This window comes from Candidatus Devosia phytovorans, assembly GCA_029202405.1.
Lineage (GTDB): Bacteria > Pseudomonadota > Alphaproteobacteria > Rhizobiales > Devosiaceae > Devosia > Devosia phytovorans.
This window is the reverse complement of the sequence record CP119312.1, coordinates 2,686,202-2,711,407: the sequence shown is the minus strand read 5'-3', so window position 1 is coordinate 2,711,407 and position 25,206 is coordinate 2,686,202. Positions and strand designations below refer to the sequence as shown.

Genomic DNA, 25,206 nt, shown 5'->3' with positions numbered 1-25,206 from the left:
TTGTTAAGGTTTCGATAATCCCAACCAACACGCTTTCTGTTTCGTTACTGCCACCATTTCATCAACTTTACCGGTCATGTGCGGGCACATGTCGAAACAACACGCGGCTTCTGCTCTAATGGACGTCATGAATCAGTCGCCCGTCGAAACCGCGCTCAGCCGTGCCATGATCCGCTGGTCCCTCACCAAGTCGACGCCCGTGGCCGAAACCGCCACGAGCTGGATCTTCCGCGTCGAGCAGAATGGCCGCAACTTCGCCGCGCTGAAAATCCTCAAGCCCCAGTCTGCGCCCGAAGAACGCCGTGGCTCCCTGCTGCTGAACTGGTATGACGGGGAGGGCGCTGCCACGGTCTTTGACATGCATGGCGACACCATCTTCATGGAATGGCTCGACGGCGGCACGCTGGGCGATCCCGCCCGCGCCGGCAAGGATGACGAAACCACCATCGCCGCCGCGACCCTCGTCGCCAATCTGCACCGCCCCCGCGCCGAACCGCCCCAGGGCCTCGAACCGCTGCGCGACCGCTTCCAGACCCTGTTCGATACCGATGTTCGCGCCTGGCCGCATACGGCGCGCGATCTCTATGCCCGCTCCGCCGGCATTGCGCTGAAACTCTTCGATCGCCCCAGCGCCCAGATCCCGCTGCATGGCGATCTGCACCACGACAATATCCTGTCATCCGACCGCGGCTGGCTGGCCATCGATCCCAAGGGCCTGCTTGGCGATCCGGCCTACGAAGTCGCCAATATCTTCATCAACCCGCTCAATGGCCTGCAGATCGCGGCCGATCCGCGCCGCATCGCCGCTCGCGCCGATACCTTCGCCGAGCGTCTCGCCTATCCGCGCAAGCGCATCCTCGGCTGGGCCGCCGCCCATGCCGCGCTTTCGGCTTGCTGGGACTTGGCCGCTGAGCGGCCCATCACCACCCAACTCGCCTGCCTGCCACACCTGCTGAGTGCTTACGACCAGGCCTAGCCTCACCTAGCGCCAAGCCACCAGCACCGCGCCGCCCATGATCATGGCCACGCCCAGCCAATTGGGCAGGCTGAGCTTTTCGCCGAGGAACATCACGCCAAACACTGCGACCAGCACCACGCTGAGCTTGTCGACTGGTGCCACCTGCGCTGCCTGGCCGATCTTGAGCGCGCGGAAATAAGCGAGCCATGACGCGCCGGTGGCAAAGCCCGAGAGGATCAGGAACAGCCAGGTTTTGCTGGCGATGCTGTCGAGCGGCTGGAATTGGCCGGTCGCCGCAACAATGCCGCCGAGCACCAGCAGGATCACCACGGTCCGGATCAGCGTTGCGAAGTCTGAATTGATGTTTTCTATACCCACCTTGGCGAAGATGGCGGTCAACGCGGCAAAGCCCGCCGACAACAATGCCCAGAATTGCCAGCTATCCCACACGAACTTCATTTGCCTCACTACCTTCCCCGCGCCATACCGGCACCGACTCAATAGCCTCCCATTGGCTCACCATAGCAATCGCGCCGAACGGAATCGCCTCATGACATCACTTACGCGCCGTAGCCTGATCGTTATGGGCGCCGCCACGCTTCTGGCGGCCTGCACCACCACCATCCCCGTCCTGCCCAAATCGGCAGCCAGTTCCCCCGAGACCCTGAGCGACGACGAAATCCTCATTGCCATCAATGCCGTGCGCCGCGCCAATGGCGCCCCGCCATGGACCTACAACAGCAACCTCGAAGCCGCCGCCCGTTCGCAGGCGCGGCTGATGGCCCAAAAGGATACCATGAGTCACGACCTGGGCGTGACCCTGCGCCAGCGCGTCACCGAAGCCGGCTATCTCGGCGCGGTGGGCGAAAATGTCGGCAAGGGTTATACCAATCTCGAAGGCGTCATCGGCGGCTGGATGAATTCCTCCGGCCATCGCAACACGCTGCTCAGCACCCGCTTCGTCGAATTCGGCCTCGCCGCCACCCGCGCCCCAAGCGGCAAGCTCTACTGGGCCATGATCGCCGGCGGAAGCTATGACGCCTGGCGGGTGTATTAGGCGAGGAAAGCGATGATCGGCCAATTGGTGGCCGAGAAAGTGCCCCAAACGCTATCTGTCCCTCCCCCTATCAGGGGGAGGATAGGAGGGGGTATCCGCCAAGACTCGTCTTCGCCTCAGGCCGTCAGAGTACGTTTCACCGCTGCGTCCCACCCCTTGATCTTCCGCTTGCGCTCGCCGGCGTCCATCTTTGGCTTGAACTGCGCATCGCGTGCCCAGCTCTTGGCAAACTCGTCCATGCCCGGCCACACGCCCGCCCGCGATCCCGCCAGCCACGCCGCGCCCAGTGCCGTGGTTTCGAGGATCACCGGCCGGTCCACCGGCGCATCCAGCACATCGGCCAGAAACTGCATCGTCCAGTCACTCGCCACCATGCCGCCATCAACGCGCAGCACCGTGTCGCCGGCATCCTTCCAGTCCCGGCGCATGGCTTCGAGCAGGTCGCGCGTCTGGTAACAAACCGCCTCCAGCGCCGCCTTGGCGATTTCTGCCGGCCCCGAATTGCGCGTCAGCCCATAGATGGCGCCCCGCGCCTCGGCATCCCACCAAGGCGCACCCAGCCCGACAAAGGCTGGCACCATATAGACATTCTGGCTCGGGTCGGCGCTCTCGGCCAATGGCCCGGTCTCGCTGGCATGTTTCACCAGCTTCAGCCCGTCGCGGATCCACTGCACCGCCGCCCCGGCAATGAAGATCGAGCCTTCAAGCGCATAGCTGGTCTTGCCATCCAGCCGATAGGCTATCGTCGTCAACAGCCGGTTTTTGCTCCGCACCATGTCCGCGCCGGTATTGAGCAGCGCAAAACACCCCGTGCCATAGGTCGATTTCAGCATGCCCGGCGCAAAACAGGCCTGCCCGATCGTCGCCGCATGCTGATCCCCCGCCACGCCGAGGATCGGGATTTCGGCGCCGAACAGGCTTTCCTCGGTCACCCCGAAATCATCTGCGCAATCCTTGACCTCCGGCAGCAGGGCCGCCGGCACGTCGAACAGCGCCAGCATCTCCTTGTCCCATTGGTTCCTGGCGATATCGAACAGCAGCGTCCGCCCGGCATTGGTCGCATCGGTCACATGGCTTTTGCCGCCCGTCAGCCGCCAGATCAGGAAGCTATCCACCGTCCCGAACGCCAGCTCACCCTTGCCCGCCCGCTTGCGCGCGCCCTTCACATTGTCCAGCAGCCACTTGACCTTGGTGCCTGAGAAATACGGGTCGAGCAGCAGCCCGGTTTTCCTGGTGACCAGCTTTTCGTGGCCCGCCTTCTTGAGCTTGGCACAATAGCTCGCCGTCCGCCGATCCTGCCAGACAATCGCATTGTGGATCGCCTTGCCCGTCTTTCGGTCCCAGATCAGCGTCGTTTCGCGCTGGTTGGTAATGCCGATCGCGGCAATGGCCGCAGCCTCAACCTTGGCCTCCTTCAACGCTGTCCGGATCGACCAGACCGTCGAGTCCCAGATTTCTTCCGGGTCATGCTCCACCCAGCCGTCCTGCGGAAAGTGCTGCGTAAACTCCTTCTGGCCCACACCCCTGATGGCGCGCTTGTCGTCGAACACGATCGCCCGTGTCGACGTCGTGCCCTGGTCGATCGCCAGAATGAATTTACTCATGCCTTCCCCTCCAGTCTTGCCGTCTTACTTGCGGCTGTTGAGATACCCCGTCAGCCGCGCGGCATCTTCTTGCCCCACGCGCAGCCCCAGCTTGGTGCGCCGCCACAGGATATCTTCTGCCGTGCGCGCCCATTCCTGTTCAACCAGATAAACCACCTCGGCCGCATAAAGGTCCCAGCCGAAATTCTGCCCCAGGTCGTCCGTGCTCTTGGCATCCCCCAGCAACACCCGGGCCTTCGACCCATAGAGCCGCAGCAGGCGCTTGATGAGACCCGCCGGCATCTGCGGATAATCCTTGGCCAGCCGCCGCACTTCCGCGTCAAACGCCAGCGGTTCGAAATCGCCGCCCGGCAGCCGGCTGGTCTTGGTCCATGCCGCGCCCTTCTTGCCCAGCACGCCCTCGATCTTTTCCAGCACCGATTCCGCCAGGCGCCGCGACGTGGTCAGCTTGCCGCCAAACACATTGATCGCCGCGCCCGTCGCCACATCGCCATCGACCTTCAGCACATAGTCGCGCGTCGCTTCCTGCGCGGCGCTGGCGCCATCATCGAACAGCGGCCGCACGCCCGAATAGGTCCAGTGGATCTGATCCTTCGTCACCGGCTTGGCAAAATACTCGCTCGCCGCACTCAGCAGGTAATCCGTCTCCGCCTCGGAGATTTTCACATCCTTCGGATCGCCCTCATAATCCTGGTCGGTCGTGCCAATCAGCGTGAAGTCGTCCTCATAGGGAATGGCAAAGATGATGCGCCCATCGGCATTCTGGAAAATATAGCAGCGGTCGTGGTCATAGAGCTTGCGCACCACGATATGGCTGCCCTTGACCAGCCGCACATTGTGCGCGCCATTCTTGCCCATGGCGCCGGTGATGACATGGTCGACCCATGGCCCCGCCGCATTGACCACGAGCCTGGCCCGCACCGTCTGCCGCCCGCCCTCGCCATCCAGTTCGACGACAAAGCCGCCAGCATCGCGCCGCACGCTGGTCACTTTGGTGCGCACATGCACAGCCGCGCCCTTGTCCGCCGCATCGCGGGCGTTGAGCACCACGAAGCGCGCATCATCCACCCAGCAGTCCGAATATTCGAACCCCAGCCGGTAGCCCGGCTTTAGTGGCTTGCCCGTTTCGTGCTTGGTCAGGTCCAGTGTCTTGGTCGCCGGCAGCAGCCGGCGTCCGCCCATATAGTCATACATGGCGAGGCCCGTGCGCAGAATGAAGGCCGGCCGCAACCCCTTGTGATGCGGCAGCACGAACCGTAGTGGCTTGATGATATGCGGCGCTTCCGCCCACAGCACTTCGCGTTCGGCCAGCGCCTCATGCACCAGCCGGAATTCATAATGCTCGAGATAGCGCAGCCCGCCATGCACCAGCTTGGTCGCCGCCGAAGACGTACCGCTCGCGAGGTCGTTCATCTCCGCCAGCGCGACCGTATAGCCGCGCCCGACCGCATCGCGCGCCACGCTCGCGCCATTGATGCCGCCACCGATGACAAAGATGTCGACGCTCTCGCTGTCCGCCATGACCTGCTCCATTGTAGGTTTCGTTTATACGCGATTAGATTTCGCTTGAGAAGGAATATGGTTTCGTTTTGCGGCGAGGCCAATTGCGTCATCTACCATACCAGTTGCGCATTGACCCTTGCGCGACATGGGGTTAGGCAAAAGCGTCTCTCTCTTCCCGATTGCTCCGGCCCATGCTCGCCATCCTCAATGTCATAGCGCCGATTTTCGCGCTGATGGCGCTCGGCTATTGCGCAGTTCGCTACCGTCTGTTCCCGGCCGAGGGCATCAAGAGCCTCATTGCCTTCGTCAACAATTTCGCCACGCCCTGCCTGCTCTTCCACTCCCTTGTGACATCCGATTTACGCTCGGCCTTTAATCTGTCGATTATCGGCCCATTCTACATCGGCGCGCTCATCTGCTTCGTCATCGGCATCGTCGTGGCCATCCGCTTCTTTGGCAACACGCCGGGGGAGGGGGTATCGGTCGGCTTTTCCGGCACCTTCACCAATACCGTGCTCGTCGGCCTGCCCATCATCAGCCGCGCCTATGGCAACGAGGCGTTGCCCGTCACGCTTTCCATCATTGGCCTGCATGGCGCGATCCTGCTCACCATCGGCATGGTGACGATGGAACTGGTCAAGCGCGACGGCAAGCCACTCGGCCCGACGCTCATCACGGCCGTCCGCCGTGTCGCGTCCAATCCGCTGATCTGGGGCATTGCCGCCGGCATGATCGGCTATTTCGCCGGCCTGCAGCTGATCGAACCTGCCGAGGCTTTCCTCGTGATGATGAGCTCGGCCGTCGTCCCCGCCGCGCTCTTTGGCATCGGCGGCGCGCTTTATGAATTCAAGTTGGGTGAAAGCTGGCAGCAGGCGCTCGTCGCTTCCTTCATCAAGCTGATCATCCACCCCGCCATCGCCTATGTACTGATGATCTGGGTCTTCCATGTTCCCATGGACATCGCCCGTTACGGCATCCTGCTCTCGGCCATGCCGGCCGGCGTCAACGTCTATATCTTCGCCACCTACTACAATCGCGGCGCTGGCGTCGCCGCCAACACCATCCTCATCGCCACCATGGCCTCGGCCCTGACCATTTCCGGCTGGCTTTATCTGCTGGCGCTTTAGGAGGGATTTACCCCTCCACCAGTGCCGCCAATTGCGCCGTCACCGTGCCCCAGCCGTCATAAAACCCCAGGTCGGCATGCGTCTTGCGATCATCGGGGCTCTTGTGCATGGCCAGCGCCCGATAGAATGTCCCCTCGGCATGATCTTCCAGCGTGATTACGCCGGTGATGAACGGCTGCGCCGCCGGCCGATATCCGCCGGTCAGCGCATTGGTGAAGACAATGCGCCGACCCTCGTCAACCGCGAGGTAGCAGGCATCCATATGCGGCACGAAGGCCTGCCCTTCGCCATCGCTCATCTGCGTTACCATGGCGCCGCCCGGGCGCACATCGAGCTCCACCACCCGGCACAGCATCGGCGCCGGGATCCACCATTTCTCGAAGCTGGCGGCATCGGTCCAGGCCGCCCAGATCTTGTCGCGCGGCGCCTTGATCACGCGGGTCACTTCGAGATCGCGTTCCGGGTCCAGTGTCATTTGCTCTTCCTCGCCTCTGTCACGAACTGCTCCAGCCGGTCGGTCCGGCCCTCCCAGATCGCGCGCTGTTCCTCGAGCCAGCCGCCCACCGCCGCCAGCCTCAGCTTGTCGATCGAACAGGTTCGCACCCGTCCCACCTTTTCGGTCTGGATCAGCCCCGTCTCCTCCAGCATGTGGATATGCTTCATGAACGAGGGCAGGGCCATGTCAAAGGGTTCCGCCAGATCGCCGACGCTCGCCGGTCCGCGCCCCAGCCGCCCGATCACCGCCCTGCGGGTGGGGTCGGCCAGCGCCTGAAAAATGCCATTGAGATAGTCTTGATAGTGTTCCATAAGGCTAAGTATCACACCGGATTACTTAGTGCAATAGCTAACTATCGAGTTGTCATGCGTCGCGTCTTTGCCGTTCTTGCCCTGTCGTTTTTTGCCATTCCCGCCCAGGCCGCCACGCTCTGCACCCTGATCGCCGACGCCCGCACCGGCGAGATCCTTGTGGAGCAGGGCGCCGGTTGCGACACACCCACCACGCCCGCCTCGACCTTCAAGGTCCCGCTGGCAGCCATGGGCTTCGATTCCGGCATCCTGACCGATGCTCAGAACCCTGCGCTGCCCTTTGTGGAAGGCTACGCCGACTGGGGCGGCGATGACTGGCGCCAGACCACCACGCCGCTGCGCTGGATGGACTATTCCGTCGTCTGGTACTCGCAATATATCGCCAGCGAACTCGGCGCCGCGAAGCTGGCCGACTACGCCACCGCCTTTGATTATGGCAATGCCGATTTCTCCGGCGATCCCGGCCAAGACAATGGCCTCGAGCGCAGCTGGATCAGCTCATCGCTCCAGCTCACCCCGCGCCAGCAGCTCACCTTCATGACGCGCTTCGTCGCCGGCCAACTGCCGGTCTCCCGGTACGCCACCGAAACCACCCTCTCCATCCTGCAGCAGCGCGAAACCGCCGATGGCTGGCAGGTGCTCGGCAAGACAGGGTCTGCCTTCCCGCGTAACGCCGACAGAAGCTTTGACCGCGCCCGCGGCTGGGGCTGGTATGTCGGCCTCGCCCGCAAGGACGACCACACCCTGGTCTTCGTCCGCCTGATCCAGGACGAACAGCGCCAATCCATCTCGGCCGGCCTGCGCGCCCGGGACGAATTTCTCGCGGAGTGGCCGGAATTGATCGGGGCCGAGAAGTGAAGAACAGACGTATCCACACACTCGGTGTCACCCCGGCCTTGAGCCGGGGCCCATCCCGAGATCGTGTCGCAAGCCGCTAGATGGTGGATCAAAAAGCCCACCTGGCAATGGCAGGCATCTCAGGATGGGTCCCGGCTCAAGGCCGGGATGACATCCCGTATGCGGAAGTTGAAGAGGTCTTACCCCTCAGTAGAAGTTGTAACTCTCCGACAGGCTGTTGGTCAGCCTGTTGTTGCGCTCGATGAACTCGGTCAAAAATTCATGCAGTCCATGGGCGAAGATGGTTTCCATCGTCGTCCCCTCGACCATCTTGCGCAGCTCCGCGGCGGCACTGTCGCAGTCCTTCTCGCCGCCATAGAACTTGGCCAGCGCCTCCACCTGCGTTTCGATAAAGCGCGCGCAATAGATCAGCGAGCGCGGCATTTCCGGCCGCAGGATCAAAAAGTCGGCGATATTCTGCGCCTTGTAGCCCTCGTGATAGACATGCCGATAGCTGCGATGCGCCGAGGCCGCGCGCAGGATCAGCGTCCATTGCTGGATGTCGAGGTCCCCGCCCACCATCTTGGCCTGCGGCAGCAGCACGTAATATTTCATGTCGAGGATGCGCGCTGTATTGTCGGCCCGCTCGATCAGCCCGCCCGCCTGCAGGAACGCATAGCCATCGTCGCGCAGCAGCGTGCCCTGGAAGGCGCCGCGGAATTCATGGCTGATCTGCTTGATCCATTCCAGAACGCCCAGCAGCTTGGCCCCGCGCACGTCACGCGGCTTGAGCTGGGAAAAGGTCAACCACGCGCCATTGAGCGTTTCCCACATGTCGCTGGTAATCGCCGTGCGCACGGTACGCGCATTGTTGCGCGCCGCCATCAGGCAGGAATGCACCGAGCTCGGATTGCTGGCGTCGAACAGCATGAATTGCGTCACCGTCTCGACATCGGCTACGCGCTCTTTCTTGGCCCATTCCTCGTCGACTTCGGCGGCCTGCATCATCGAGACCAGGTGTTCGCTCTCCCCGCCCTCGCGGCGGCTGGTCAGGCTCATGCGATAGCCCACTTCCAGCAGGCGAGCCATATTCTCCGCCCGCTCCACATAGCGCGAGAGCCAGAACAGATGCTGGGCGGTTCTACCTAACATCGTCATTCTTCAAGCACCCACGTATCCTTGGTCCCGCCGCCCTGCGACGAGTTCACCACCAGCGATCCCTTCTTGAGCGCCACGCGCGTCAGCCCGCCCGGCGTGATCCGCACTTCATCCCCGATCAGCACATAGGGCCTGAGGTCCACATGCCTTGGCGCAATGCCCGAATTGACAAAGGTTGGGCAGGTGGAGAGCGCCAGCGTCGGCTGCACGATGTAATTGTCCGGCCGCGCCAGGATCTTCTTCTTGAATTCGCGATGCATGGCCTTGCTCGCGGTGGGGCCCACCATCATCCCATAGCCGCCCGAGCCGTGCACTTCCTTGACCACCAGGTCCGCGATATTGTCGAGCACATAGGCGCGCTGGTCTTCGTCGGTGCAATTATAGGTCGGCACATTCTCCAGCAGTGCCTTCTCGCCCAGGTAGAACTGCACGATCTCCGGCACATAGGTATAGACCGCCTTGTCATCGGCAATGCCCGTGCCCGGCGCATTGACCAGCGTCACATTGCCCTTGGCATAGGCGTCGAACAGCCCCGGCACGCCCAGCATCGAATCCGGCCGGAAGACTTTTGGGTCGAGATAGGCATCATCGATCCGGCGATAGATCACATCGACCCGCTCCGGCCCCAGCGTCGTCCGCATGAACACCTTGCCGTCCTCGACGAAGAGGTCCGGTCCCTCGCACAGCGTCGCGCCCATCTGGTCGGCGAGGAAGGAATGCTCGAAATAGGCCGAGTTGAAGATGCCGGGGGTCAGCACGACGATATTGGGCGTGCCCTTGGTCCCTTCCGGCGCCACGCTTTCCAGCGTCGCTCGCAGGTTTTCCGCATAGGTATCGACCGGCGCCACCTTGATGCGCTGGAACAGGTCCGGCGCCAGCATCATCATCGCCTCGCGGTCTTCCAGCATATAGCTGACCCCCGACGGCGTGCGCAGATTGTCTTCCAGCACATAGAACTGGTCGGGCCCGACGCGCACGATATCGACGCCGATGATATGGGCATAGACATTGCGCGCCGGATTGACCCCCATCATCTGCGGGCAGAAGGCCGCATTCTTGAGGATCAGATCGCTCGGAACGATCCCTTCCTTGAGGATATTCTGGTCGTGATAGATGTCATGCAGGAACGCATTGAGCGCCTTGACGCGCTGCTCGATGCCCCGCGACAGCTCTTTCCACTCCTGCGCCGCAATGATGCGGGGAATGACGTCGAAGGGAATGACCTTTTCGGTGCCCTCGTCCGAGCCATAGACAGCAAAGGTAATGCCCAGCTTGCGGAAAATGGCCTCGGCGTCCGCCTGCATCAGGTTCAGCGCCTTGCCCTTCTGCTCCTCCAGCCACTGGGCCAGCACACGATAGGGTTCGCGGACGGTCCCGTCCGAATTGTACATTTCGTCAAAAGGCTTAGCGTCGCCCATTCTGCTCCGAAAATCTGATACGGCTACCCATCGCCCTCACATTGCTACACTTTTATTGCGTTGCGTCCATGCCCTTTCGACAGGGCTTGCAGTCATGGCCTCACCCTCTAAGCTAACCGCAAAAGAGGAGAATCCCCGTGACCATCGAAATCATCCAGACCGGCAAGCTGCTGGCCAGCTGCGAGAAATCCCTCGCCGAGCGCTATACTGTCCACAAGCTGCACGAAGAGGCTGATCCCAAAGCTTGGCTCGCGGCCAATGGCAGCCGCATCCGCGCCATCGCCGGTGGTGCCGTCGATGCCGCCCTGATGGACGTCCTGCCCAATCTCGAAATCATCGCCAATTTCGGCGTCGGCTACGACAATATCGACACCAAGGCGGCCAAGGCCCGCGACATCCGCGTCACCAACACACCGGACGTGCTCAACGACGCCGTCGCTGACCTCGCCATCGGCCTTATGCTGGCGCTGGGCCGCCGCATCGTTCTGGCCGACAAATTCGTGCGCGACGGCAAATGGGCCGGCAATGGCAGCTTCGGCCTCTCCACCGAACTCACCGGCAAGACCGTGGGCATCCTCGGTCTGGGCCGCATCGGCAAGGAAATCGCCGCCCGCGCCCAGGCCCTCAAGATGCGCGTGGTCTATTACGGCCGCCACCGCCAGGCCAACGTGCCCCATATCTATTACGACAACCTCGAGGACATGGCCCGCGACAGCGACTGGATGGTGGTCGTCGCGCCCGGCGGCAAGTCGACGGAAGGCATCGTCAGTCGCCAGGTGCTTGAAGCCCTCGGTCCCGATGGCCGTCTCGTCAACGTCGCCCGCGGCACGCTGGTGGATGAAACCGCCATGCTCGACCTCCTGCAATCGGGCGGCCTCGGCGGCGCCGCGCTCGACGTCTTCCTCGACGAGCCCAAGGTGCCCGAGGGCTTCTTCGCCCTCGACAATGTCGTGCTCAATCCGCACCACGCCAGCGCCACGCCCGAAACCCGCGACGCCATGGGCGCTCTTTTGGTCAAAAACCTCGACGCCCACTTCGCCGGCGATCCGCTGCTCAGCGCCGTGGTGTGATCGTGTCCGACACCCGGCTGGCCCGCATTGCCGAACTGGAGATCGACCCCGATCAGCTTGGTCCCTACCTGGACCTGCTGACGGAAGAAATCACCACGTCCTTGGCAATGGAGCCGGGCGTACTGATGCTGAACGCCGTAGCCCTCAAGCATGCGCCGCACCAGCTCCGCCTCCTCGAACTTTACGCCTCGCGCGAGGCCTATGAGGCCCACATCCAGACGCCGCATTTCGTCAAATACAAGATCGGAACCGCGGCCATGGTGCGCAACCTGCGCCTCGTCGACGTCGATCCCATCTTGCTCGCCGCCCGGGAGCTCCAGCCATGACCCCGTCCGAACAGATCGACGCCTATATCGCCGCGCTCGCCGACTGGCGCGGCCCCATGCTGTCCCGGGTGCGAAAGGCTTTCCTTGCCGCCGATCCCGGCGTCACCGAGCATTTCAAATACAAGGGCAGCCCGGTCTGGGAATGCGACGGGCAACTCGCCGTTGGCAATGCCCATGCCGGCAAGGTCAAGCTGACCTTAGCCAGGGGCGCCAGCCTCGACGACCCCGATCGCCTCTTCAACAACGGCAATGGCAAGGTCTGGAAGGCCATCGATATTTTCGAAAGTGACACGCTGGACGAGAAGGCCCTGATCGCCCTCGTCCAGCGCGCCGTAGCCTTCAATCGCGCCAAAAAGGCAAAATAGCCCTATTCCAGGTCCGTCTGCACCATGGTCCCCGCCGCGTGCACGCAAAACATCACCAGCCGTTCCGGCCCCAGATTGGTGAATTTGTGCGGCACATTGACGGGCACCACGCCGATGTCATTTGGCCCGACTTCAAAACGCTCGTCACCGGCCACGATCTCTGCCCGGCCTGACTTGACGATCCAGGTCTCGGGATAGGGATGGACATGCAGGGCAGGGCCTTGCCCCGGATCATTGTCGACGGAAAAGAACGAGATGCCGGTGCCATACTGGTCGCCTTCGAAGCGCACCGTCCGGCTCCTGGACGCCGGCCTGTCGCTCGCCCGCAGGATATGCACCATGTCTTCCTCCTGTAGCTGGTTTCATTCCTCCGACGAGCCAACCTGCATCATTTCGACATGCGCATCCCTTGTCTGCGCAACGCCATGATTTGCTTCTACGTTGCGCTCCGATAGCCTCGACGGACAACTAGGGAGAACAGCATGACCGAATGGTGGCGCGGCGGAGTGATCTATCAGGTCTATCCGCGCTCGTTTCAGGACAGCAATGGCGATGGCGTTGGCGATCTGCCCGGCATTATCCGCCGGCTCGATCACATTGCCAGCCTCGGCGTCGACTGCATCTGGCTGTCTCCCATCACCCGCAGTCCACAGGCCGACATGGGCTATGACGTCTCGGACTATCGCGACGTCGATCCGCTCTTCGGCTCGCTGCATGATTTCGACAGCCTCGTCGCCCAGTCCCATGATCGCGGCCTCAAGGTCATCATGGATCAGGTCGTGAGCCACACATCCGATCTCCATCCCTGGTTCCAGGAAAGCCGCCTCAACCGCACCAATGCCAAGTCAGACTGGTATGTCTGGGCCGATCCGCTGCCCGATGGCTCGCCGCCCAACAATTGGCCCGCCGTCTTTGGCGGCCGCGCCTGGGAGTGGAATCCGACGCGCGGGCAATATTACCTGCACAATTTCCTCGCCTCCCAGCCCGACCTCAATTTCCACAATCCGGACGTGCAGCAGGCCGTGCTCGACGTCATGCGCTTCTGGCTCGAGCGTGGCATCGACGGCTTCCGCCTCGATACGGTGAACTACTATTTCCACGATAAAAAGCTGCGCTCCAATCCGCCCAACAAGCGCGACGAACATCTCCCCTATGCGGTCAATCCCTATGACATGCAGGAGCACAAATACTCCAAGAGCCAGCCGGAAAATCTCGATTTCCTGAAGCGCGTCCGCACCCTGCTCGATGAATTCCCCGGCACGACCTCGGTCGGCGAAGTCGGCGACAGCCACAAGTCCGTTCAGTTGATGGCCGAATATACCTCCGGCGGCGATACGCTGCACATGTGCTATGGCTTCGACTTCCTCGGCGACGATTTCACCGCCGCCCATTTCCGCGAGCGCATCGAAACCTTCTTCAAGGTCGGCCCCGACGGCTGGCCCTGCTGGAGCTTTTCCAACCACGACGTGCCGCGCCACATGACGCGCTGGCTCAAGCACAGCGCCAGTGCCGCCGGCCTCGCCCGCCAGTCGGCCGCGCTCGTCCTCTCGCTCAAGGGCTCGGTCTGCCTCTATCAGGGCGAAGAGCTTGGCCTGCCCGAAACCGACCTGCTGTTCGAGGAACTGACCGACCCGCGCGGCATCCGCTTCTGGCCCGAGGACAAAGGCCGCGACGGCTGCCGCACGCCCATTCCTTGGGATGCAGGCGAAGCACCCAATGGCTTTACCACCGGCACCCCCTGGCTTCCGGTCAAGCCGGCCCAGTCACAGCTCAATGTCGCCAGCCAGAATGTAGACGACACGTCGACGCTCGCCTTCTACCGGTCGATCCTCGCCTGGCGCAAAGCCCACCCAGCCCTGCAGACCGGCGATATCGCCTTCATCAAGGCCGCCGAGCCCGTCCTCGCCTTCACCCGCACCTTGGGCAATGAGGCTCTCCTCTGCGTCTTCAATCTCTCCGCCGAGCCGCAGTCCCTGACCGTCTCCGGACTCCAGGACATCACGCTCGAACCGGTCTCGCAAAACACCACGCTCGATGCTGCGACCCTGACGCTCGCTGCCAGTGGCTACGCCTTCATTCCCGTCTCGGCCGGGCAGAAGCTCACGCTCAAATAGCGCACAAGACAAAGCCGGGAAGCGCTGTCCCCAGCGCCTCCCGGCTTCAATTCAAACGGTAGAACGGCCTACTGAACGCGGCGCAGGTTCAGCGGCTCGAAAAACTGCATCTCTTCGCGGCCATCGGCGGTCCGCACGAAGGCGCGGATGCAACCGCCCCACTGTTCGGCGCGGACCACGTCGACTCCGCGGCTGCGCAGCAGGTCTTCGTTATAATCGTTGATCTGGGCCTCGGTGTAATATTCCTTGTCCAGCGCAAAGCTGCCCGAGCATGCCGCCGCAGCCATTGCAGGCGCAGCCATCAGCGCCGTAGCGGTCAGGGCCAGTGCAATCGTCTTGATCATTTCAGTTCTCCGGAATCCGCGGCGCAGTCTGTCTGGCAATTGTGGCGGCCTCGCGCCGCCGGATCAACACCACAACAGTGGGAATGGCAAAGCTCAAAAGCAAGAGCCGGATCACATGATGCGCTGCGATGAAGGCCGTATCATACCCCAGCGCAATGCCCAAGGCACCCATGCCCTCGAGCGCGCCCGGCGACAGGCCCAGCCAGATCTGACCGAACGGCATGTCGACGAAGAGGCTGACCACCCAGGTCACCAGCGTCACGATCCCCACCGTCATCGCCGTGGCGATCAACCCGCCCTTGGCCGCCGTCATGAACTCCTGGCGCGTGATCCCGGCAAAGCGCGAGCCGATCAGCGCCCCTGTCAGAACAAAGGCAACAAGCGTTAGAGGCGCCGGAATGGCCTCCACATAAAGCCCGCCCAGCTTTGCCGCGGTTGCCGCCGCCATGGCGCCCAGCACGAAACCGGCCGGCACCTTGAGCTTCACAAAGATCACGCCCACCACCACGCATCCCGCCGCCAGGGCCAGCAATTGCCAGATGTCGAGATAGGAGGTCGGGGCAGGGGGCGTAAAATGCTCGATCGGCAGTACCGTCGCCCCGATTGGCACGGCAATCGTCAGCATCAGGATGCGGATCACCTGGATGATGACGATCTGGCGCGCATCGCCCACGCCCGAAGCGGCAATGCCCATGACAAACGACAGATGCCCCGGAAACGAGCTCATATAGGCCGTGCCCGCATCGAGCTTGAACACTTTGACCAGCATCCAGCCGGTCAGCGAAATGATCAGCACCAGCTCAACCACTAGCCCGGCCAGGCTGATCGGCCAGCTGGCAATCAGCGTCAGACTGTCCGGCGCCACGCTCGCGCCCATCGACATGCCGATCAGCACAAAGATCACATTGCGCAGCCAGTCCGGAATCCCGACCTTGACCCCGGCCATGGCCGCTCCGGTCACCGCCAGCGCCCCACCCATCAACCACCCAGCCGGCAGGGCAAGCAAGGTTGCAATGCCCCCGCCCAGAGCGGCAATGGCAATGGTGATCAGGGTCGGAAGGAGCTCATCGATCCGGGCTCGATTTGGCTTGAAGGACAACACTTGGGGTCAGCCGATAGGAAGAGCCTTTTCCGCCAGCCGCACCCAATAGGTCACCCCCACCGGAATGACCTCGTCATTGAAATCATACGTATCCGTGTGCAGCTCGGAACTGTCCCCATTGCCGAGGAAAATATAGGCGCCCGGCCGCTCTTCCAGCATGAAGGAAAAGTCCTCGCCGCCCATCGACGGCGGCGCATCGGCATCGACGCGATCCTGCCCCACGACATCCCGCGCCACTGCGGCGGCAAAATCGGTCTGCTCCGGCGTATTGACCGTTACCGGATAGCCGCGCGCATAACGGCAGACTGCCTCCGCGCCAAAACTTTTGGCAAACTGCGGCACGAAGTCTTCCAGCCGCTGCTCGATAAGGTCCTGCACCTCGCGATCGAGGGTGCGCACCGTGCCAGTGATCTTGGCCGTGCGCGAGATCACATTGTCCGCCTCGCCGGCCTCGACCATGGTCACCGACAGCACCGCGCTCTGCAGCGGGTCCACATTGCGCGACACGATCGACTGTAGGCCCACGATCATGTTCGCCGCCACCACCACCGGGTCCACCGTCGTCTGCGGCCGCGCCGCATGCCCGCCAACACCGGTAATGTCGATATAGAAGCGGTCGGTCGCCGCCATGATGCCGCCGACCCGGATGCCGAAGTCGCCGGCCGGCATGCCCGGCCAATTGTGCATGCCGTAGAATTCGTCGATCGAAAATTTCTCTATCAGCCCGTCGCTCAGCATGGCCTTGCCGCCCGCGCCGCCTTCTTCCGCTGGCTGGAAGATCAGCGCGATCCGCCCATCGAAATTGCGCGTCTCGGCCAGGTATTTCGCCGCGCCCAGCAGCATGGCCGTATGCCCGTCATGCCCACAGGCATGCATCTTGCCGTCGACTGTTGAGGCATAGTTCTTGCCGGTCTTTTCCGTCACCGGCAGCGCATCCATGTCGGCGCGCAGCCCGATTGTGCGGCCGCTGGTGTTCGTCCGGCCATTGATGATGCCCACCACGCCCGTGCGCCCGATCCCGGTCACCACCTCGTCGACGCCAAATTCAGCCAGCTTGCTTTCGACAATCCCCGCCGTCCGCACAACGTCATAAAGGATTTCGGGATTGGCATGGAAATCCTGCCGCCAGGCGGCGATTTCGTCGTGAAACTCGGCAATGCGATTGATGACGGGCATAAGAAGGTCCGGAAAAGTCTATTCGCGTCAGTGTCGCTGTCCCAAGGGGGAAGGTCAACCTCACTCCTTGGTATCGAGCTTCCCTGAAGCGTCAACAAACGCGATGGTATCGAGCTTCCTTGAAGCGTCAACAAACTCGATGTCATCCCGGCCTTGAGCCGGGACCCATCTCGAGATGTCTGTTCTGCCGTAAGGTCGTTGTCACTGCCATCCGGCGGCCGTGACGCGATCTCGGGATAGGACCCGGCTCAAGGCCGGGGTGACACCGCGTCTGTGGCGGGCCACCGCGCAGTAAGCGCGGCCCCGCACGCCTTTTCCAACAATCTCCAGCCCACTAGCCCAAAATTCCCTCCGCGCGGCTTGCCCCGTTCGGCCGATTTTGTCATGACACCGCCAATTGCCGGAGGTGCTGCCATGAAAATCCTCGTCGCCATCAAGCGGGTCGTTGATCACAACGTCCGCATCCGGGTCCGTCCCGATGGCTCTGGTGTGGAAACCACCGGCGTTCGCATGTCGATGAACCCATTCTGCAAGCATGCGGTGGAAGCCGCCGTGCAACTCTCCGAGGCTGGCCACGGTGACGAGATCGTCATCGTCTCCATCGGCCCCAAGACGGCCAATGACGTCATCCTCACCGCTCTCGCCATGGGCGCCCATCGCGGCATCCTCGTAGAGACCGATGCCGACCTCGAAACCCTTGCCATCGCCAAGCTGCTGGCCAAGGTCGTCGAAGAGGAAAACCCCGATATCGTCCTCCTCGGCAAGCAGGCCGTGGACGACGACAGCAATCACACCGGCCAGATGCTGGCGGCCCTGACCAATCGCCCCCAGGCCACCTTCGCCTCGGAGATCAAGGTCATTGGCGCCGAACTCGAAGTCACCCGCGAGATCGATAGCGGCCGCGAGACCATTGCCATCCCGCTCCCCGCCGTGGTCACCGCCGACCTGCGCCTCAACACCCCACGCAACGCCGCGCTCCCCATGGTGATGAAGGCCCGCTCCAAGCCGCTGGCCGTCCGCCCCGCCGCCGAATTCGGCGTCGACCTGACCCCGCGCCTTATCATCGATAAGGTCTCCCCGCCCGCCGAACGCGCGGCCGGCAAGACCCTGGGCTCGACCACGGAACTCGCCGCCTATATCGCCGCTGAAGTCTCGCAGATGGAGGCGCTGTGATGAGCGTGCTCGTTATCGCCGATCACGATCTCGGCCAGCTCTCTCCCGCCACGGCACGTGTCGTGCATGCCGTTAGCACCCTCGGACCGATCGACCTTCTGGTCGTCGCCGAGAATCCTGCCCCGATCGCGGCAGCCGCCGCGCAGCTCGCGGGCGTGAGCAGGGTTTTGACAGCCTCTGGCTCGCCTGTAGCCGATAGCCTCGAAACGCTACTCTCAACGTTAGCAGTCCGTTATCATTATGTGGTCGCGAGTGCCGGTTCTGGTGGCAAGGATGTCATGCCGCGCCTCGCCGCAAAGCTCGACATCATGCCCGTCACCGACGTGGTCGAAGTGCTCGGTCCCAACCGCTTTACCCGTCCCATCTACGCCGGCAATGCGCTGCAGACCGTCACCGACAACCAGGCCAAGCACGTCCTCACCATCCGCGCCTCGGCTTTCCGCGCTGCGGCCACCGGCAATGCTGCCCCGATCGAAACCATTGATACGTCAGTGGTTTCTGTTGCCCGCCTGATCGCCGCCCATCGCACGCAAAGCGACACGCCCGATCTCGCCACGGCCCAGATCGTCGTCGGCGGTGGCGTCGCCCTCGGCTCGGCCGAGAACTTCCAGCTCATCGAGCAACTGGCCAAAAAACTCGGGGCTGCCATCGGCGCCACCCGCGCCGCCGTCGACGCGGGCTACGCCCCCAATGACTGGCAGGTCGGCCAGACCGGCAAGATCATCGCCCCCGATCTCTATATCGCCATTGGCATTTCCGGCGCGCTGCAGCATCTAGCCGGCATCCAGGGCGCCAAGAAGATCGTCGCCATCAATACCGATCCCGAGGCGCCGCTGGTCAAGCTGGCCGATGTTGCCCTGATCGGTGATCTCTTTGAAATCATTCCACAATTGCTGAGCGAGCTCGACAAGACCGGCGTCAAACGCTGATCGCTTTGCAATTGCAAAAATCTGGCCCCGGCCTATAACAACCCCGCCTTCCCACCGGAACGACCCCCATCATGTTCGAGACCCTTTCCACGGCCCCCGGCGACAAGATCCTGGCGCTCATGGGCGAATACGCGGCTGACCCGCGCTCCACCAAGATCGACCTGGGCGTCGGCGTCTACAAGGACGAAAAGGGCGTAACCGCCGTCATGTCCGCCGTCCGCAAGGCCGAGCAGCGCATTCTCGAAAACGAAAAAACCAAGACTTACCTGGGGATAGCCGGCAACAAGGGTTTCGGTGCCGCCGTTCTCGATCTCGCCCTGGCCGATAGCGTTGACCGCTCCCGCGTCCGCATTGCCCAGGCTCCGGGCGGCACCGGTTCGCTCTGGGTGCTGATGCAGCTGGTCAATCGCGCCCGCCCCGGTGCCACCGTCTGGGTCTCCGATCCGACCTGGCCCAACCACTACCCGATTGCCGAAAACTCGGGCCTCAAGGTCGAAAAGTATCCCTATTTCGATACCGAGACCCGCGGCGTGAAGTTCGACGCCATGCTGGCTGCGCTCGACAAGCTGGGCAAGGACGACGTCGTGCTGCTGCATGGCTGCTGCCACAACCCGACCGGCGCAAATCTTACGCCCGAGCAATGGGATGAAGTCACCCAGTCCCTGCTGCGCACGGGCGCGCTGCCCTTCATCGACCTGGCCTATCTCGGCTTCGGCGATGGCATCGAGCCCGACGCCTATGGCACGCGCAAGATCCTCTCTGCCGTGCCCGAAGCCCTGGTCGCCTTCTCCGGCTCCAAGAATTTCGGCCTATACCGCGAACGTATCGGCGCCGCCATCATCGTCGCCCGCGACACCAATCAGGCCGACGTCACCCAGTCGCAGCTGCTCAACATCATCCGCGGCTCCTATAGCCAGCCACCCGATCATGGCGCCGAAATCATCCGCACCATCCTTGAGGACAAGGACCTGCGCGCCGAATGGGAGGCCGAACTCAATGAGATGCGCGATCGCATGATCCGCCTGCGCGAAAAGCTGAGCGAAGCGATCCGCCAGAAGTCCAATTCCGAAGATTTCGACTTCATCGCCAGCCATCGCGGCATGTTCTCGCTGCTCGGCCTCGAAAATTCCGTCGTCGAACATCTAAAAGCCGAGAACGGCATCTATATGATCGGCGATAGTCGCATCAATGTCGCCGGCATACCGGAAGATCGCATTGGCGATCTGGCCGATGCCCTGCTGGCCGCCATCAAATAGCGGCCATCAATCTCCTTGCGGCAAAGCCTTGCCGTGCTACATCTTTTGCCCAAAAGCCACTCAGGAGGGAACCATGAAGTTCTTCGTCGATACTGCAGAAATCAAGGACATCAAGGAGCTCCATGAAGCTGGTCTCCTCGATGGCGTCACCACCAATCCCTCGCTGATCGCCAAGTCCGGCCGCGATTTCAAGGAAGTCGTCAAGGAAATCTGCGACATCGTTCCCGGTCCGGTTTCGGCCGAGGTGGCCAGCCTCGAATATGACGGCATGATCGCCGAAGGCGAAGTCCTCGCCAAGATCGCCGAAAACGTCGTGGTCAAGCTGCCGCTGACGCTCAATGGCCTCAAGGCCACCAAGACCTTCAAGGATCGCGGCATCAAGACCAATGTCACGCTCTGCTTCTCGGCCAACCAGGCACTGCTGGCTGCCAAGGCTGGCGCAACCTTCATTTCGCCCTTCCTCGGTCGCCTCGATGACATCAACCTCGACGGCGTCGAGCTGATCGAAAACATCCGCCAGATCTACGACAACTATGCTTTCGACACCGAAATCCTGGCTGCCTCGATCCGCACCCCCAACCACGTGACCCAGGTCGCGCTGGCCGGTGCCGATGTGGCGACGATCCCGCCTGCCGTCATCCGCAAGCTGGCCGATCATCCGCTGACCAATGCCGGCATCGAAGGCTTCCTCAAGGATTGGGCCGCCACCGGCCAGTCGATCCTCTAGTCTGCTCTGAAGTCGCAACAAACGCGGTGTCACCCCGGCCTTGAGCCGGGGCCCATCCTGAGATGGTGGTGCGCGGTTTCATTCCGGGATGGATCCCGGCTCAGGGCCGGGATGACACGGTGGTCGTTGACCCATCGTAGCAATCCGAAAGCCGAGAATGGCCGATACCGAACTCGCCGCCGCCATCAAATCCGCTCTTGCCGCCGTGGAAATCCCCGGCGGCGGTGATTTGGCCGGCTATGCGGGCCTTTCCGATATCATCGTCACCCCCGGCGCCGTGGCTTTCGCCATTGCCGTCGCTCCGGGCATGGAAGCCGCCTTCGGTCCCGCCCGCGAACAGGCGGCCGCCGTCGCACAAAACCTCGCCGGCACCCGCAAGATCATGGTGTCGCTGACCGGCGGCAAGGCACCGCCCAAATCCGGCCCGACCTTCTCCCACGGCAAGCCCGTCCCGGCCGGCAAAACTCCCGTGCCCGGCATCAAGCACATCATCGCCGTTGGTTCCGGCAAGGGCGGCGTCGGCAAATCGACCACGGCCGTCAACATCGCCCTCGCCCTTCAGGCCGAAGGCTTCAAGACCGGTATACTGGACGCCGACCTCTACGGCCCGTCCATCCCCAAACTCCTCGGCCTTGAAGGCCAGCCCGCCATTCGCGACGACGGCATCTTCACGCCCCACGACGCCTATGGCCTCAAGGCCATGTCCATCGGCTCCATGCTGGTCAAGGATCAGGCGGTGGTCTGGCGCGGCCCCATGGCAACCTCCGCCCTGCGCCAGCTGCTGCGCGAAACCGATTGGGGTCAGCTCGATATCCTCGTCATCGACCTGCCGCCCGGCACCGGCGACATCCATATCTCGCTCTTCCAGCAGGCCGAGGTCGATGGCGTCATCATCGTCTCGACCCCGCAGGACCTCGCGCTGATCGATGCCAAGAAGGCCATCGACATGCTGCCGCGCTTCGGTGTGCCCATCCTCGGCCTCATCGAAAACATGAGTTACTTCATCGCCCCCGACACCGGCACCCGCTACGACATCTTCGGCACTGGTGGCGCCGAACGGGCCGCCGCCGACCTCGGCATCCCCTTCCTCGGTGCGGTCCCGCTGGTCATGTCGATCCGCGAAGGCAGCGACGCGGGTCGCCCGCCGGTCGTATCCGAGCCCGACGGCAGCGAAGCCCAGGCATATCGCCAGCTTGCTCGCAGCATGCTGACCCGCTATCCCACCCTCAAATCATAAAATTTTAATCACTTCCGATCACGCTCAAAGCCATGGGAGTGATCAAGAAAACATCGATGTACGGCACGCTCGCGAGCCAACGTACAAAGCGCCGCGCCATCGTGGATGAGGGCCTCTCACGGCTCAACACCATCAACACCGCCATGCGCAACAACATTTCGAACACGACCAACACTCAGGTCCAGGTCGCTGAAATGGGCGTTCGCAGCAAGGCGCAGGCCGACATGAAGGCCCGCATGTCCAAGCTCACGCAATTGCAGAACAAGTTCAACAAGCTGGCTTAGCCCCTGCTTGGCAGCCCGGATGGGTCGGCGACCATAACATGCGCTCACCCCTTGCAATTGCCTGCCGGCTTGGGCAGGCATAGGGCTCAATTGCCAGCGAGTGGAATGCCCCATGGAAGACTTCGAAGAACTGTCCGCCGATCATCAGCGCCTCGATGGGCTGCTGACCGATCTGGGCGAAGGCGGCATGATGCTCAGCGAGCTCGATGGCTATCTCTGCGGCATTGCCGTCAGCCCGCAGGTCTTCTCGCCAGAGGCGTTCCTGCCCATGGTCTGGTCCGGCGTCGAAGGCGCCGACGAGACCGCCGACCGCTCCGCGCTGACCGATGCCGTCATGGCGCGCTTTGGCGAGATATCGGCCGAACTCGCCGAGGGCCGCTACGAACCGCTCTACGAACTCGACGAGGACGAAGGCGTGCTGTGGGAAGTCTGGATCGCCGGCTTCGAGGCTGCCATCAGCCTCGACCTGCCATCCTGGGAAAGCCTGCTGCAAAGCCGCAAGGAATCCCGCGCCCAGGAAGCCGCCTATGCCATCATGTCGCTGCTCGCTGCCAGCGATCCGGCGATCAGCGAGGAAGACGCCAGCGATCCCGAGATGATCCGGCTGCAGCAGGATGCGCCCCACCTCATTCCCGAAATCGTCGTCACCCTGTTCGAGGCCCATCGCAGTGCGGCGCAAGCCCCGATCCGCAGCGCCGCCGTTGGCCGCAACGATCCATGCCCCTGCGGCTCCGGCCTCAAATACAAGAAGTGCCACGGCGCCGGCTGACCTTAGTGCTGCCGCACGGCGGCGCCACACATTTCCTTCCTTAACGTCCGGAGCTGCCATGACTGCCTCGCCCCTGATGACCGAGCCGAAACCGGCCGACCAGACCGCAATCGACAATGACTGGTGGCGCGGCGCGGTGATCTACCAGATCTATCCGCGCTCCTTCCAGGACCAGAATGGCGATGGCGTCGGCGATCTCGTCGGCATCACCAGCCGCCTCGACTACGTCGCCGACCTCGGGGTCGACGCCATCTGGCTGTCACCCGTCTTTACCTCGCCGATGAAGGATTTCGGCTACGACGTCTCCGACTATCGCGGCATCGACCCCAGCTTCGGCACGCTGGAGGACTTTGATCGCCTCGTGCAGAAGGCCCATTCGCTGGGCCTCAAGGTCATCATCGATCAGGTGATTTCCCACTCATCTGACAAGCATGCCTGGTTCGCCGAAAGCCGGCAGAACCGCACCAATGCCCGTGCCGACTGGTATGTCTGGGCCGATCCCAAGCCTGACGGCACCCCGCCCAACAACTGGCTCTCCATCTTCGGCGGCTCCGCCTGGCAGTGGGACAGCCGGCGCATGCAATATTATCTGCACAATTTCCTCGTTTCCCAGCCCGACCTCAACTTCCACAATCCCGACGTGCAGGACGCCCTGCTCGGCGACATGCGCTTCTGGCTCGAGCGCGGCGTCGACGGCTTCCGCCTCGATACGGTGAATTTCTACTTCCACTCCACGGGCCTCGAATCCAACCCCGTGGTCAAGGCCGAGGACTTCAACGCCTCGACCGCCCCCGCGGTGAATCCCTATAATTTCCAGGAGCACCTCTACGACAAGTCCCGCCCGGAGAACCTCGATTTCCTCAAGCGCCTGCGCGCCCTGATGGACGAATATCCCGGCAAGACCACCGTCGGTGAAATCGGCGACAGCCAGCACCAGCTCGAGATCATGGCCCAATACACCTCGGGCGATGACCGCCTGCACATGGCCTATACCTTCGACTATCTGGGCGGCGAATTCTCCGCCGATCATTTCCGCAAGTCGATTGCCGCCACCGAAGCCGGCGCCCCCGATGGCTGGATCTGCCTCGCCTTTTCCAACCACGACGTGGTCCGCCATGTCAGCCGCTGGGCCAGCCACGGCCAGGAAGCTGCCTTCACCCGCCTCGCCGCCACGCTGATCCTTGCCATGCGCGGCTCGGTCTGCCTCTATCAGGGCGAGGAACTGGGCCTCAAGGAAGCCGAGTTGTCCTTTTCCGACCTGGTCGATCCCTATGGCATCGAGTTCTGGCCCGAGTTCAAGGGCCGCGACGGCTGCCGCACGCCCATGGTCTGGCAGACCCACGTCCGCAACGGCGCCTTCTCGACCGCCGAACGCACCTGGCTGCCCGTTCCCGCCGAACACCTGACCCATGCCGTCGACACCCAGCACAATGTCGAGGGCTCCGTCCTCGAATTCTATCGCGCCGTGCTGCAGTTCCGCCGCGCTCATCCGGCTCTGGGCAAGGGCACGATCGAGCTGGTCCCCGCCGAAGGCAATGTCCTCGCCTTCATCCGCAGCGACGGCACCGAGCGCCTGCTCTGCGTCTTCAACATGGGCGAGACCGAGGCCGAATTCACCCTGCCGTCGGACCTCACCCCGACCGACGCCGGCTGCCCCGGCGTCACGGCGACGCCCGCAAGCGGCAAGCTCCTGCTGGAACCCTTCGGCGCCTACATCGGCACGCTTTGACGAGGTAAGGCGCAGCCAAACTCTCGGTGTCATCCCGGCCTTGAGCCGGGGTGACATCGAGTGTGTGGAGCTGTCCTTCCCGCCCCGATGGAACCAAAACCACATTCATCACTTCCCTCCCTGTTATCTGGGAGGA

At 62.8% G+C, this 25,206-nt stretch carries 27 protein-coding genes; 16 read left to right on the top strand and 11 right to left on the bottom strand.

The annotated features are described in order from the left end of the window. Window positions 1-127 precede the first annotated feature (127 nt). Window positions 128-976 (top strand): aminoglycoside phosphotransferase family protein, encoded by an 849-nt coding sequence (locus tag P0Y65_13410; GenBank protein ID WEK03197.1) that lies wholly within the window; start codon window positions 128-130, stop codon window positions 974-976. Window positions 977-982: 6 nt separating this feature from the next. On the opposite strand, the gene P0Y65_13405 is transcribed toward P0Y65_13410, so the two are convergent. After that, a complete protein-coding gene (locus P0Y65_13405) occupies window positions 983-1,417 on the bottom strand; it encodes an EamA family transporter (protein WEK03196.1) in 435 nt (144 codons plus the stop codon). Between the two features lie 91 nt (window positions 1,418-1,508). Here P0Y65_13405 and P0Y65_13400 point away from each other — a divergent pair, with 91 nt between their 5' ends. Then, window positions 1,509-2,015 carry a CAP domain-containing protein gene (locus P0Y65_13400; protein WEK03195.1) on the top strand — a complete coding sequence of 169 codons (507 nt, stop codon included), beginning with the start codon at window positions 1,509-1,511 and terminating at the stop codon, window positions 2,013-2,015. A gap of 116 nt (window positions 2,016-2,131) precedes the next feature. Here the strand turns inward: P0Y65_13400 and glpK are convergent, their stop codons facing one another. Both glpK and glpD read right to left on the bottom strand, forming a co-directional pair. Beyond that, entirely contained in the window at window positions 2,132-3,619 is a 1,488-nt protein-coding gene (glpK, locus tag P0Y65_13395) for a glycerol kinase GlpK (protein ID WEK03194.1), read from the bottom strand. 24 nt (window positions 3,620-3,643) lie between these two features. Then, window positions 3,644-5,140: a glycerol-3-phosphate dehydrogenase gene (gene glpD, locus P0Y65_13390; protein ID WEK03193.1), complete on the bottom strand. Its 1,497-nt coding sequence runs from the start codon at window positions 5,138-5,140 to the stop codon at window positions 3,644-3,646. A 173-nt stretch (window positions 5,141-5,313) separates the two neighbouring features. On the opposite strand from glpD, the gene P0Y65_13385 reads away from it, so the two are divergent. Further along, the gene (locus tag P0Y65_13385; GenBank protein WEK03192.1) at window positions 5,314-6,249 is read left to right on the top strand and encodes an AEC family transporter; all 936 of its coding nucleotides are present in this window, start codon (window positions 5,314-5,316) and stop codon (window positions 6,247-6,249) included. A 7-nt stretch (window positions 6,250-6,256) separates the two neighbouring features. Here P0Y65_13385 and P0Y65_13380 read toward each other — a convergent pair whose 3' ends face one another. Both P0Y65_13380 and P0Y65_13375 read right to left on the bottom strand, forming a co-directional pair. Further along, a complete protein-coding gene (locus P0Y65_13380; protein WEK03191.1) occupies window positions 6,257-6,724 on the bottom strand; it encodes an SRPBCC family protein in 468 nt (155 codons plus the stop codon). Then, window positions 6,721-7,056 (bottom strand): metalloregulator ArsR/SmtB family transcription factor, encoded by a 336-nt coding sequence (locus P0Y65_13375; protein ID WEK03190.1) that lies wholly within the window; start codon window positions 7,054-7,056, stop codon window positions 6,721-6,723. Before P0Y65_13375 ends, P0Y65_13380 begins: the two co-directional genes overlap by 4 nt. A gap of 54 nt (window positions 7,057-7,110) precedes the next feature. Here P0Y65_13375 and blaOXA point away from each other — a divergent pair, with 54 nt between their 5' ends. Further along, the gene (gene blaOXA / locus P0Y65_13370) at window positions 7,111-7,914 is read left to right on the top strand and encodes a class D beta-lactamase (GenBank protein WEK03189.1); all 804 of its coding nucleotides are present in this window, start codon (window positions 7,111-7,113) and stop codon (window positions 7,912-7,914) included. 186 nt (window positions 7,915-8,100) lie between these two features. Here the strand turns inward: blaOXA and P0Y65_13365 are convergent, their stop codons facing one another. Further along, window positions 8,101-9,045, bottom strand: a complete 945-nt coding sequence (locus P0Y65_13365; GenBank protein ID WEK03188.1) for an alpha-E domain-containing protein — start codon at window positions 9,043-9,045, stop codon at window positions 8,101-8,103. A gap of 2 nt (window positions 9,046-9,047) precedes the next feature. Further along, complete coding sequence (locus P0Y65_13360) at window positions 9,048-10,469, bottom strand: circularly permuted type 2 ATP-grasp protein (GenBank protein WEK03187.1); 1,422 nt, start codon at window positions 10,467-10,469, stop codon at window positions 9,048-9,050. Between the two features lie 137 nt (window positions 10,470-10,606). On the opposite strand from P0Y65_13360, the gene P0Y65_13355 reads away from it, so the two are divergent. From P0Y65_13355 to P0Y65_13345, 3 genes are read left to right on the top strand one after another with little or no spacing between them, the layout of a single operon-like run. Further along, the gene (locus tag P0Y65_13355) at window positions 10,607-11,539 is read left to right on the top strand and encodes a 2-hydroxyacid dehydrogenase (GenBank protein ID WEK03186.1); all 933 of its coding nucleotides are present in this window, start codon (window positions 10,607-10,609) and stop codon (window positions 11,537-11,539) included. 2 nt (window positions 11,540-11,541) lie between these two features. Next, window positions 11,542-11,865, top strand: coding sequence for an antibiotic biosynthesis monooxygenase (locus P0Y65_13350; GenBank protein ID WEK03185.1), 324 nt, complete (start codon window positions 11,542-11,544; stop codon window positions 11,863-11,865). After that, on the top strand, window positions 11,862-12,230 hold the full coding sequence (locus P0Y65_13345) for a DUF1801 domain-containing protein (GenBank protein WEK03184.1): 369 nt from the start codon (window positions 11,862-11,864) through the stop codon (window positions 12,228-12,230). Before P0Y65_13350 ends, P0Y65_13345 begins: the two co-directional genes overlap by 4 nt. Before the next feature lie 2 nt (window positions 12,231-12,232). On the opposite strand, the gene P0Y65_13340 is transcribed toward P0Y65_13345, so the two are convergent. Further along, entirely contained in the window at window positions 12,233-12,571 is a 339-nt protein-coding gene (locus P0Y65_13340) for a cupin domain-containing protein (GenBank protein ID WEK03183.1), read from the bottom strand. Window positions 12,572-12,712: 141 nt separating this feature from the next. Here P0Y65_13340 and P0Y65_13335 point away from each other — a divergent pair, with 141 nt between their 5' ends. Beyond that, window positions 12,713-14,344, top strand: coding sequence for an alpha-glucosidase family protein (locus P0Y65_13335; protein ID WEK03182.1), 1,632 nt, complete (start codon window positions 12,713-12,715; stop codon window positions 14,342-14,344). A 68-nt stretch (window positions 14,345-14,412) separates the two neighbouring features. On the opposite strand, the gene P0Y65_13330 is transcribed toward P0Y65_13335, so the two are convergent. The 3 genes from P0Y65_13330 to P0Y65_13320 are packed head-to-tail and all read right to left on the bottom strand — an operon-like array spanning window position 14,413 to window position 16,966. Beyond that, window positions 14,413-14,688: a hypothetical protein gene (locus P0Y65_13330; protein WEK03181.1), complete on the bottom strand. Its 276-nt coding sequence runs from the start codon at window positions 14,686-14,688 to the stop codon at window positions 14,413-14,415. 1 nt (window position 14,689) lies between these two features. Continuing rightward, window positions 14,690-15,787, bottom strand: a complete 1,098-nt coding sequence (locus P0Y65_13325; protein WEK03180.1) for an AbrB family transcriptional regulator — start codon at window positions 15,785-15,787, stop codon at window positions 14,690-14,692. A gap of 9 nt (window positions 15,788-15,796) precedes the next feature. After that, complete coding sequence (locus P0Y65_13320; protein WEK03179.1) at window positions 15,797-16,966, bottom strand: M20 family metallopeptidase; 1,170 nt, start codon at window positions 16,964-16,966, stop codon at window positions 15,797-15,799. Between the two features lie 414 nt (window positions 16,967-17,380). On the opposite strand from P0Y65_13320, the gene P0Y65_13315 reads away from it, so the two are divergent. From P0Y65_13315 to P0Y65_13280, 8 genes are all read left to right on the top strand, one after another. Next, entirely contained in the window at window positions 17,381-18,139 is a 759-nt protein-coding gene (locus tag P0Y65_13315) for an electron transfer flavoprotein subunit beta/FixA family protein (protein WEK03178.1), read from the top strand. Continuing rightward, complete coding sequence (locus P0Y65_13310) at window positions 18,139-19,068, top strand: FAD-binding protein (GenBank protein WEK03177.1); 930 nt, start codon at window positions 18,139-18,141, stop codon at window positions 19,066-19,068. Before P0Y65_13315 ends, P0Y65_13310 begins: the two co-directional genes overlap by 1 nt. A gap of 71 nt (window positions 19,069-19,139) precedes the next feature. Further along, the gene (locus tag P0Y65_13305; protein WEK03176.1) at window positions 19,140-20,324 is read left to right on the top strand and encodes an aspartate/tyrosine/aromatic aminotransferase; all 1,185 of its coding nucleotides are present in this window, start codon (window positions 19,140-19,142) and stop codon (window positions 20,322-20,324) included. 73 nt (window positions 20,325-20,397) lie between these two features. Beyond that, a complete protein-coding gene (gene fsa / locus P0Y65_13300) occupies window positions 20,398-21,051 on the top strand; it encodes a fructose-6-phosphate aldolase (GenBank protein ID WEK03175.1) in 654 nt (217 codons plus the stop codon). Window positions 21,052-21,208: 157 nt separating this feature from the next. Beyond that, entirely contained in the window at window positions 21,209-22,288 is a 1,080-nt protein-coding gene (locus P0Y65_13295; protein WEK03174.1) for an Mrp/NBP35 family ATP-binding protein, read from the top strand. A gap of 56 nt (window positions 22,289-22,344) precedes the next feature. Then, window positions 22,345-22,572 (top strand): hypothetical protein, encoded by a 228-nt coding sequence (locus P0Y65_13290; protein ID WEK03173.1) that lies wholly within the window; start codon window positions 22,345-22,347, stop codon window positions 22,570-22,572. Window positions 22,573-22,684: 112 nt separating this feature from the next. Beyond that, a complete protein-coding gene (locus P0Y65_13285; protein WEK03172.1) occupies window positions 22,685-23,341 on the top strand; it encodes a UPF0149 family protein in 657 nt (218 codons plus the stop codon). A 58-nt stretch (window positions 23,342-23,399) separates the two neighbouring features. Beyond that, the gene (locus P0Y65_13280; GenBank protein WEK03171.1) at window positions 23,400-25,070 is read left to right on the top strand and encodes an alpha-glucosidase family protein; all 1,671 of its coding nucleotides are present in this window, start codon (window positions 23,400-23,402) and stop codon (window positions 25,068-25,070) included. Window positions 25,071-25,206 lie beyond the last annotated feature (136 nt).

Excerpts from the sequence above, each read along its gene's own strand:
- P0Y65_13385 (WEK03192.1), top strand. The coding sequence starts at position 5,314 with ATGCTCGCCATCCTCAATGTCATAGCGCCGATTTTCGCGCTGATGGCG.
- P0Y65_13310 (WEK03177.1), top strand. The coding sequence starts at position 18,139 with ATGAGCGTGCTCGTTATCGCCGATCACGATCTCGGCCAGCTCTCTCCC.
- P0Y65_13375 (WEK03190.1), bottom strand. The coding sequence starts at position 7,056 with ATGGAACACTATCAAGACTATCTCAATGGCATTTTTCAGGCGCTGGCC.
- P0Y65_13330 (WEK03181.1), bottom strand. The coding sequence starts at position 14,688 with ATGATCAAGACGATTGCACTGGCCCTGACCGCTACGGCGCTGATGGCT.
- P0Y65_13335 (WEK03182.1), top strand. The coding sequence starts at position 12,713 with ATGACCGAATGGTGGCGCGGCGGAGTGATCTATCAGGTCTATCCGCGC.
- P0Y65_13295 (WEK03174.1), top strand. The coding sequence starts at position 21,209 with ATGGCCGATACCGAACTCGCCGCCGCCATCAAATCCGCTCTTGCCGCC.
- glpD (WEK03193.1), bottom strand. The coding sequence starts at position 5,140 with ATGGCGGACAGCGAGAGCGTCGACATCTTTGTCATCGGTGGCGGCATC.
- P0Y65_13305 (WEK03176.1), top strand. The coding sequence starts at position 19,140 with ATGTTCGAGACCCTTTCCACGGCCCCCGGCGACAAGATCCTGGCGCTC.
- glpK (WEK03194.1), bottom strand. The coding sequence starts at position 3,619 with ATGAGTAAATTCATTCTGGCGATCGACCAGGGCACGACGTCGACACGG.
- P0Y65_13380 (WEK03191.1), bottom strand. The coding sequence starts at position 6,724 with ATGACACTGGACCCGGAACGCGATCTCGAAGTGACCCGCGTGATCAAG.
- P0Y65_13315 (WEK03178.1), top strand. The coding sequence starts at position 17,381 with ATGAAAATCCTCGTCGCCATCAAGCGGGTCGTTGATCACAACGTCCGC.
- P0Y65_13345 (WEK03184.1), top strand. The coding sequence starts at position 11,862 with ATGACCCCGTCCGAACAGATCGACGCCTATATCGCCGCGCTCGCCGAC.
- fsa (WEK03175.1), top strand. The coding sequence starts at position 20,398 with ATGAAGTTCTTCGTCGATACTGCAGAAATCAAGGACATCAAGGAGCTC.
- P0Y65_13405 (WEK03196.1), bottom strand. The coding sequence starts at position 1,417 with ATGAAGTTCGTGTGGGATAGCTGGCAATTCTGGGCATTGTTGTCGGCG.
- P0Y65_13280 (WEK03171.1), top strand. The coding sequence starts at position 23,400 with ATGACTGCCTCGCCCCTGATGACCGAGCCGAAACCGGCCGACCAGACC.
- P0Y65_13400 (WEK03195.1), top strand. The coding sequence starts at position 1,509 with ATGACATCACTTACGCGCCGTAGCCTGATCGTTATGGGCGCCGCCACG.
- blaOXA (WEK03189.1), top strand. The coding sequence starts at position 7,111 with ATGCGTCGCGTCTTTGCCGTTCTTGCCCTGTCGTTTTTTGCCATTCCC.
- P0Y65_13290 (WEK03173.1), top strand. The coding sequence starts at position 22,345 with ATGTACGGCACGCTCGCGAGCCAACGTACAAAGCGCCGCGCCATCGTG.
- P0Y65_13320 (WEK03179.1), bottom strand. The coding sequence starts at position 16,966 with ATGCCCGTCATCAATCGCATTGCCGAGTTTCACGACGAAATCGCCGCC.
- P0Y65_13410 (WEK03197.1), top strand. The coding sequence starts at position 128 with ATGAATCAGTCGCCCGTCGAAACCGCGCTCAGCCGTGCCATGATCCGC.
- P0Y65_13365 (WEK03188.1), bottom strand. The coding sequence starts at position 9,045 with ATGTTAGGTAGAACCGCCCAGCATCTGTTCTGGCTCTCGCGCTATGTG.
- P0Y65_13340 (WEK03183.1), bottom strand. The coding sequence starts at position 12,571 with ATGGTGCATATCCTGCGGGCGAGCGACAGGCCGGCGTCCAGGAGCCGG.
- P0Y65_13285 (WEK03172.1), top strand. The coding sequence starts at position 22,685 with ATGGAAGACTTCGAAGAACTGTCCGCCGATCATCAGCGCCTCGATGGG.
- P0Y65_13360 (WEK03187.1), bottom strand. The coding sequence starts at position 10,469 with ATGGGCGACGCTAAGCCTTTTGACGAAATGTACAATTCGGACGGGACC.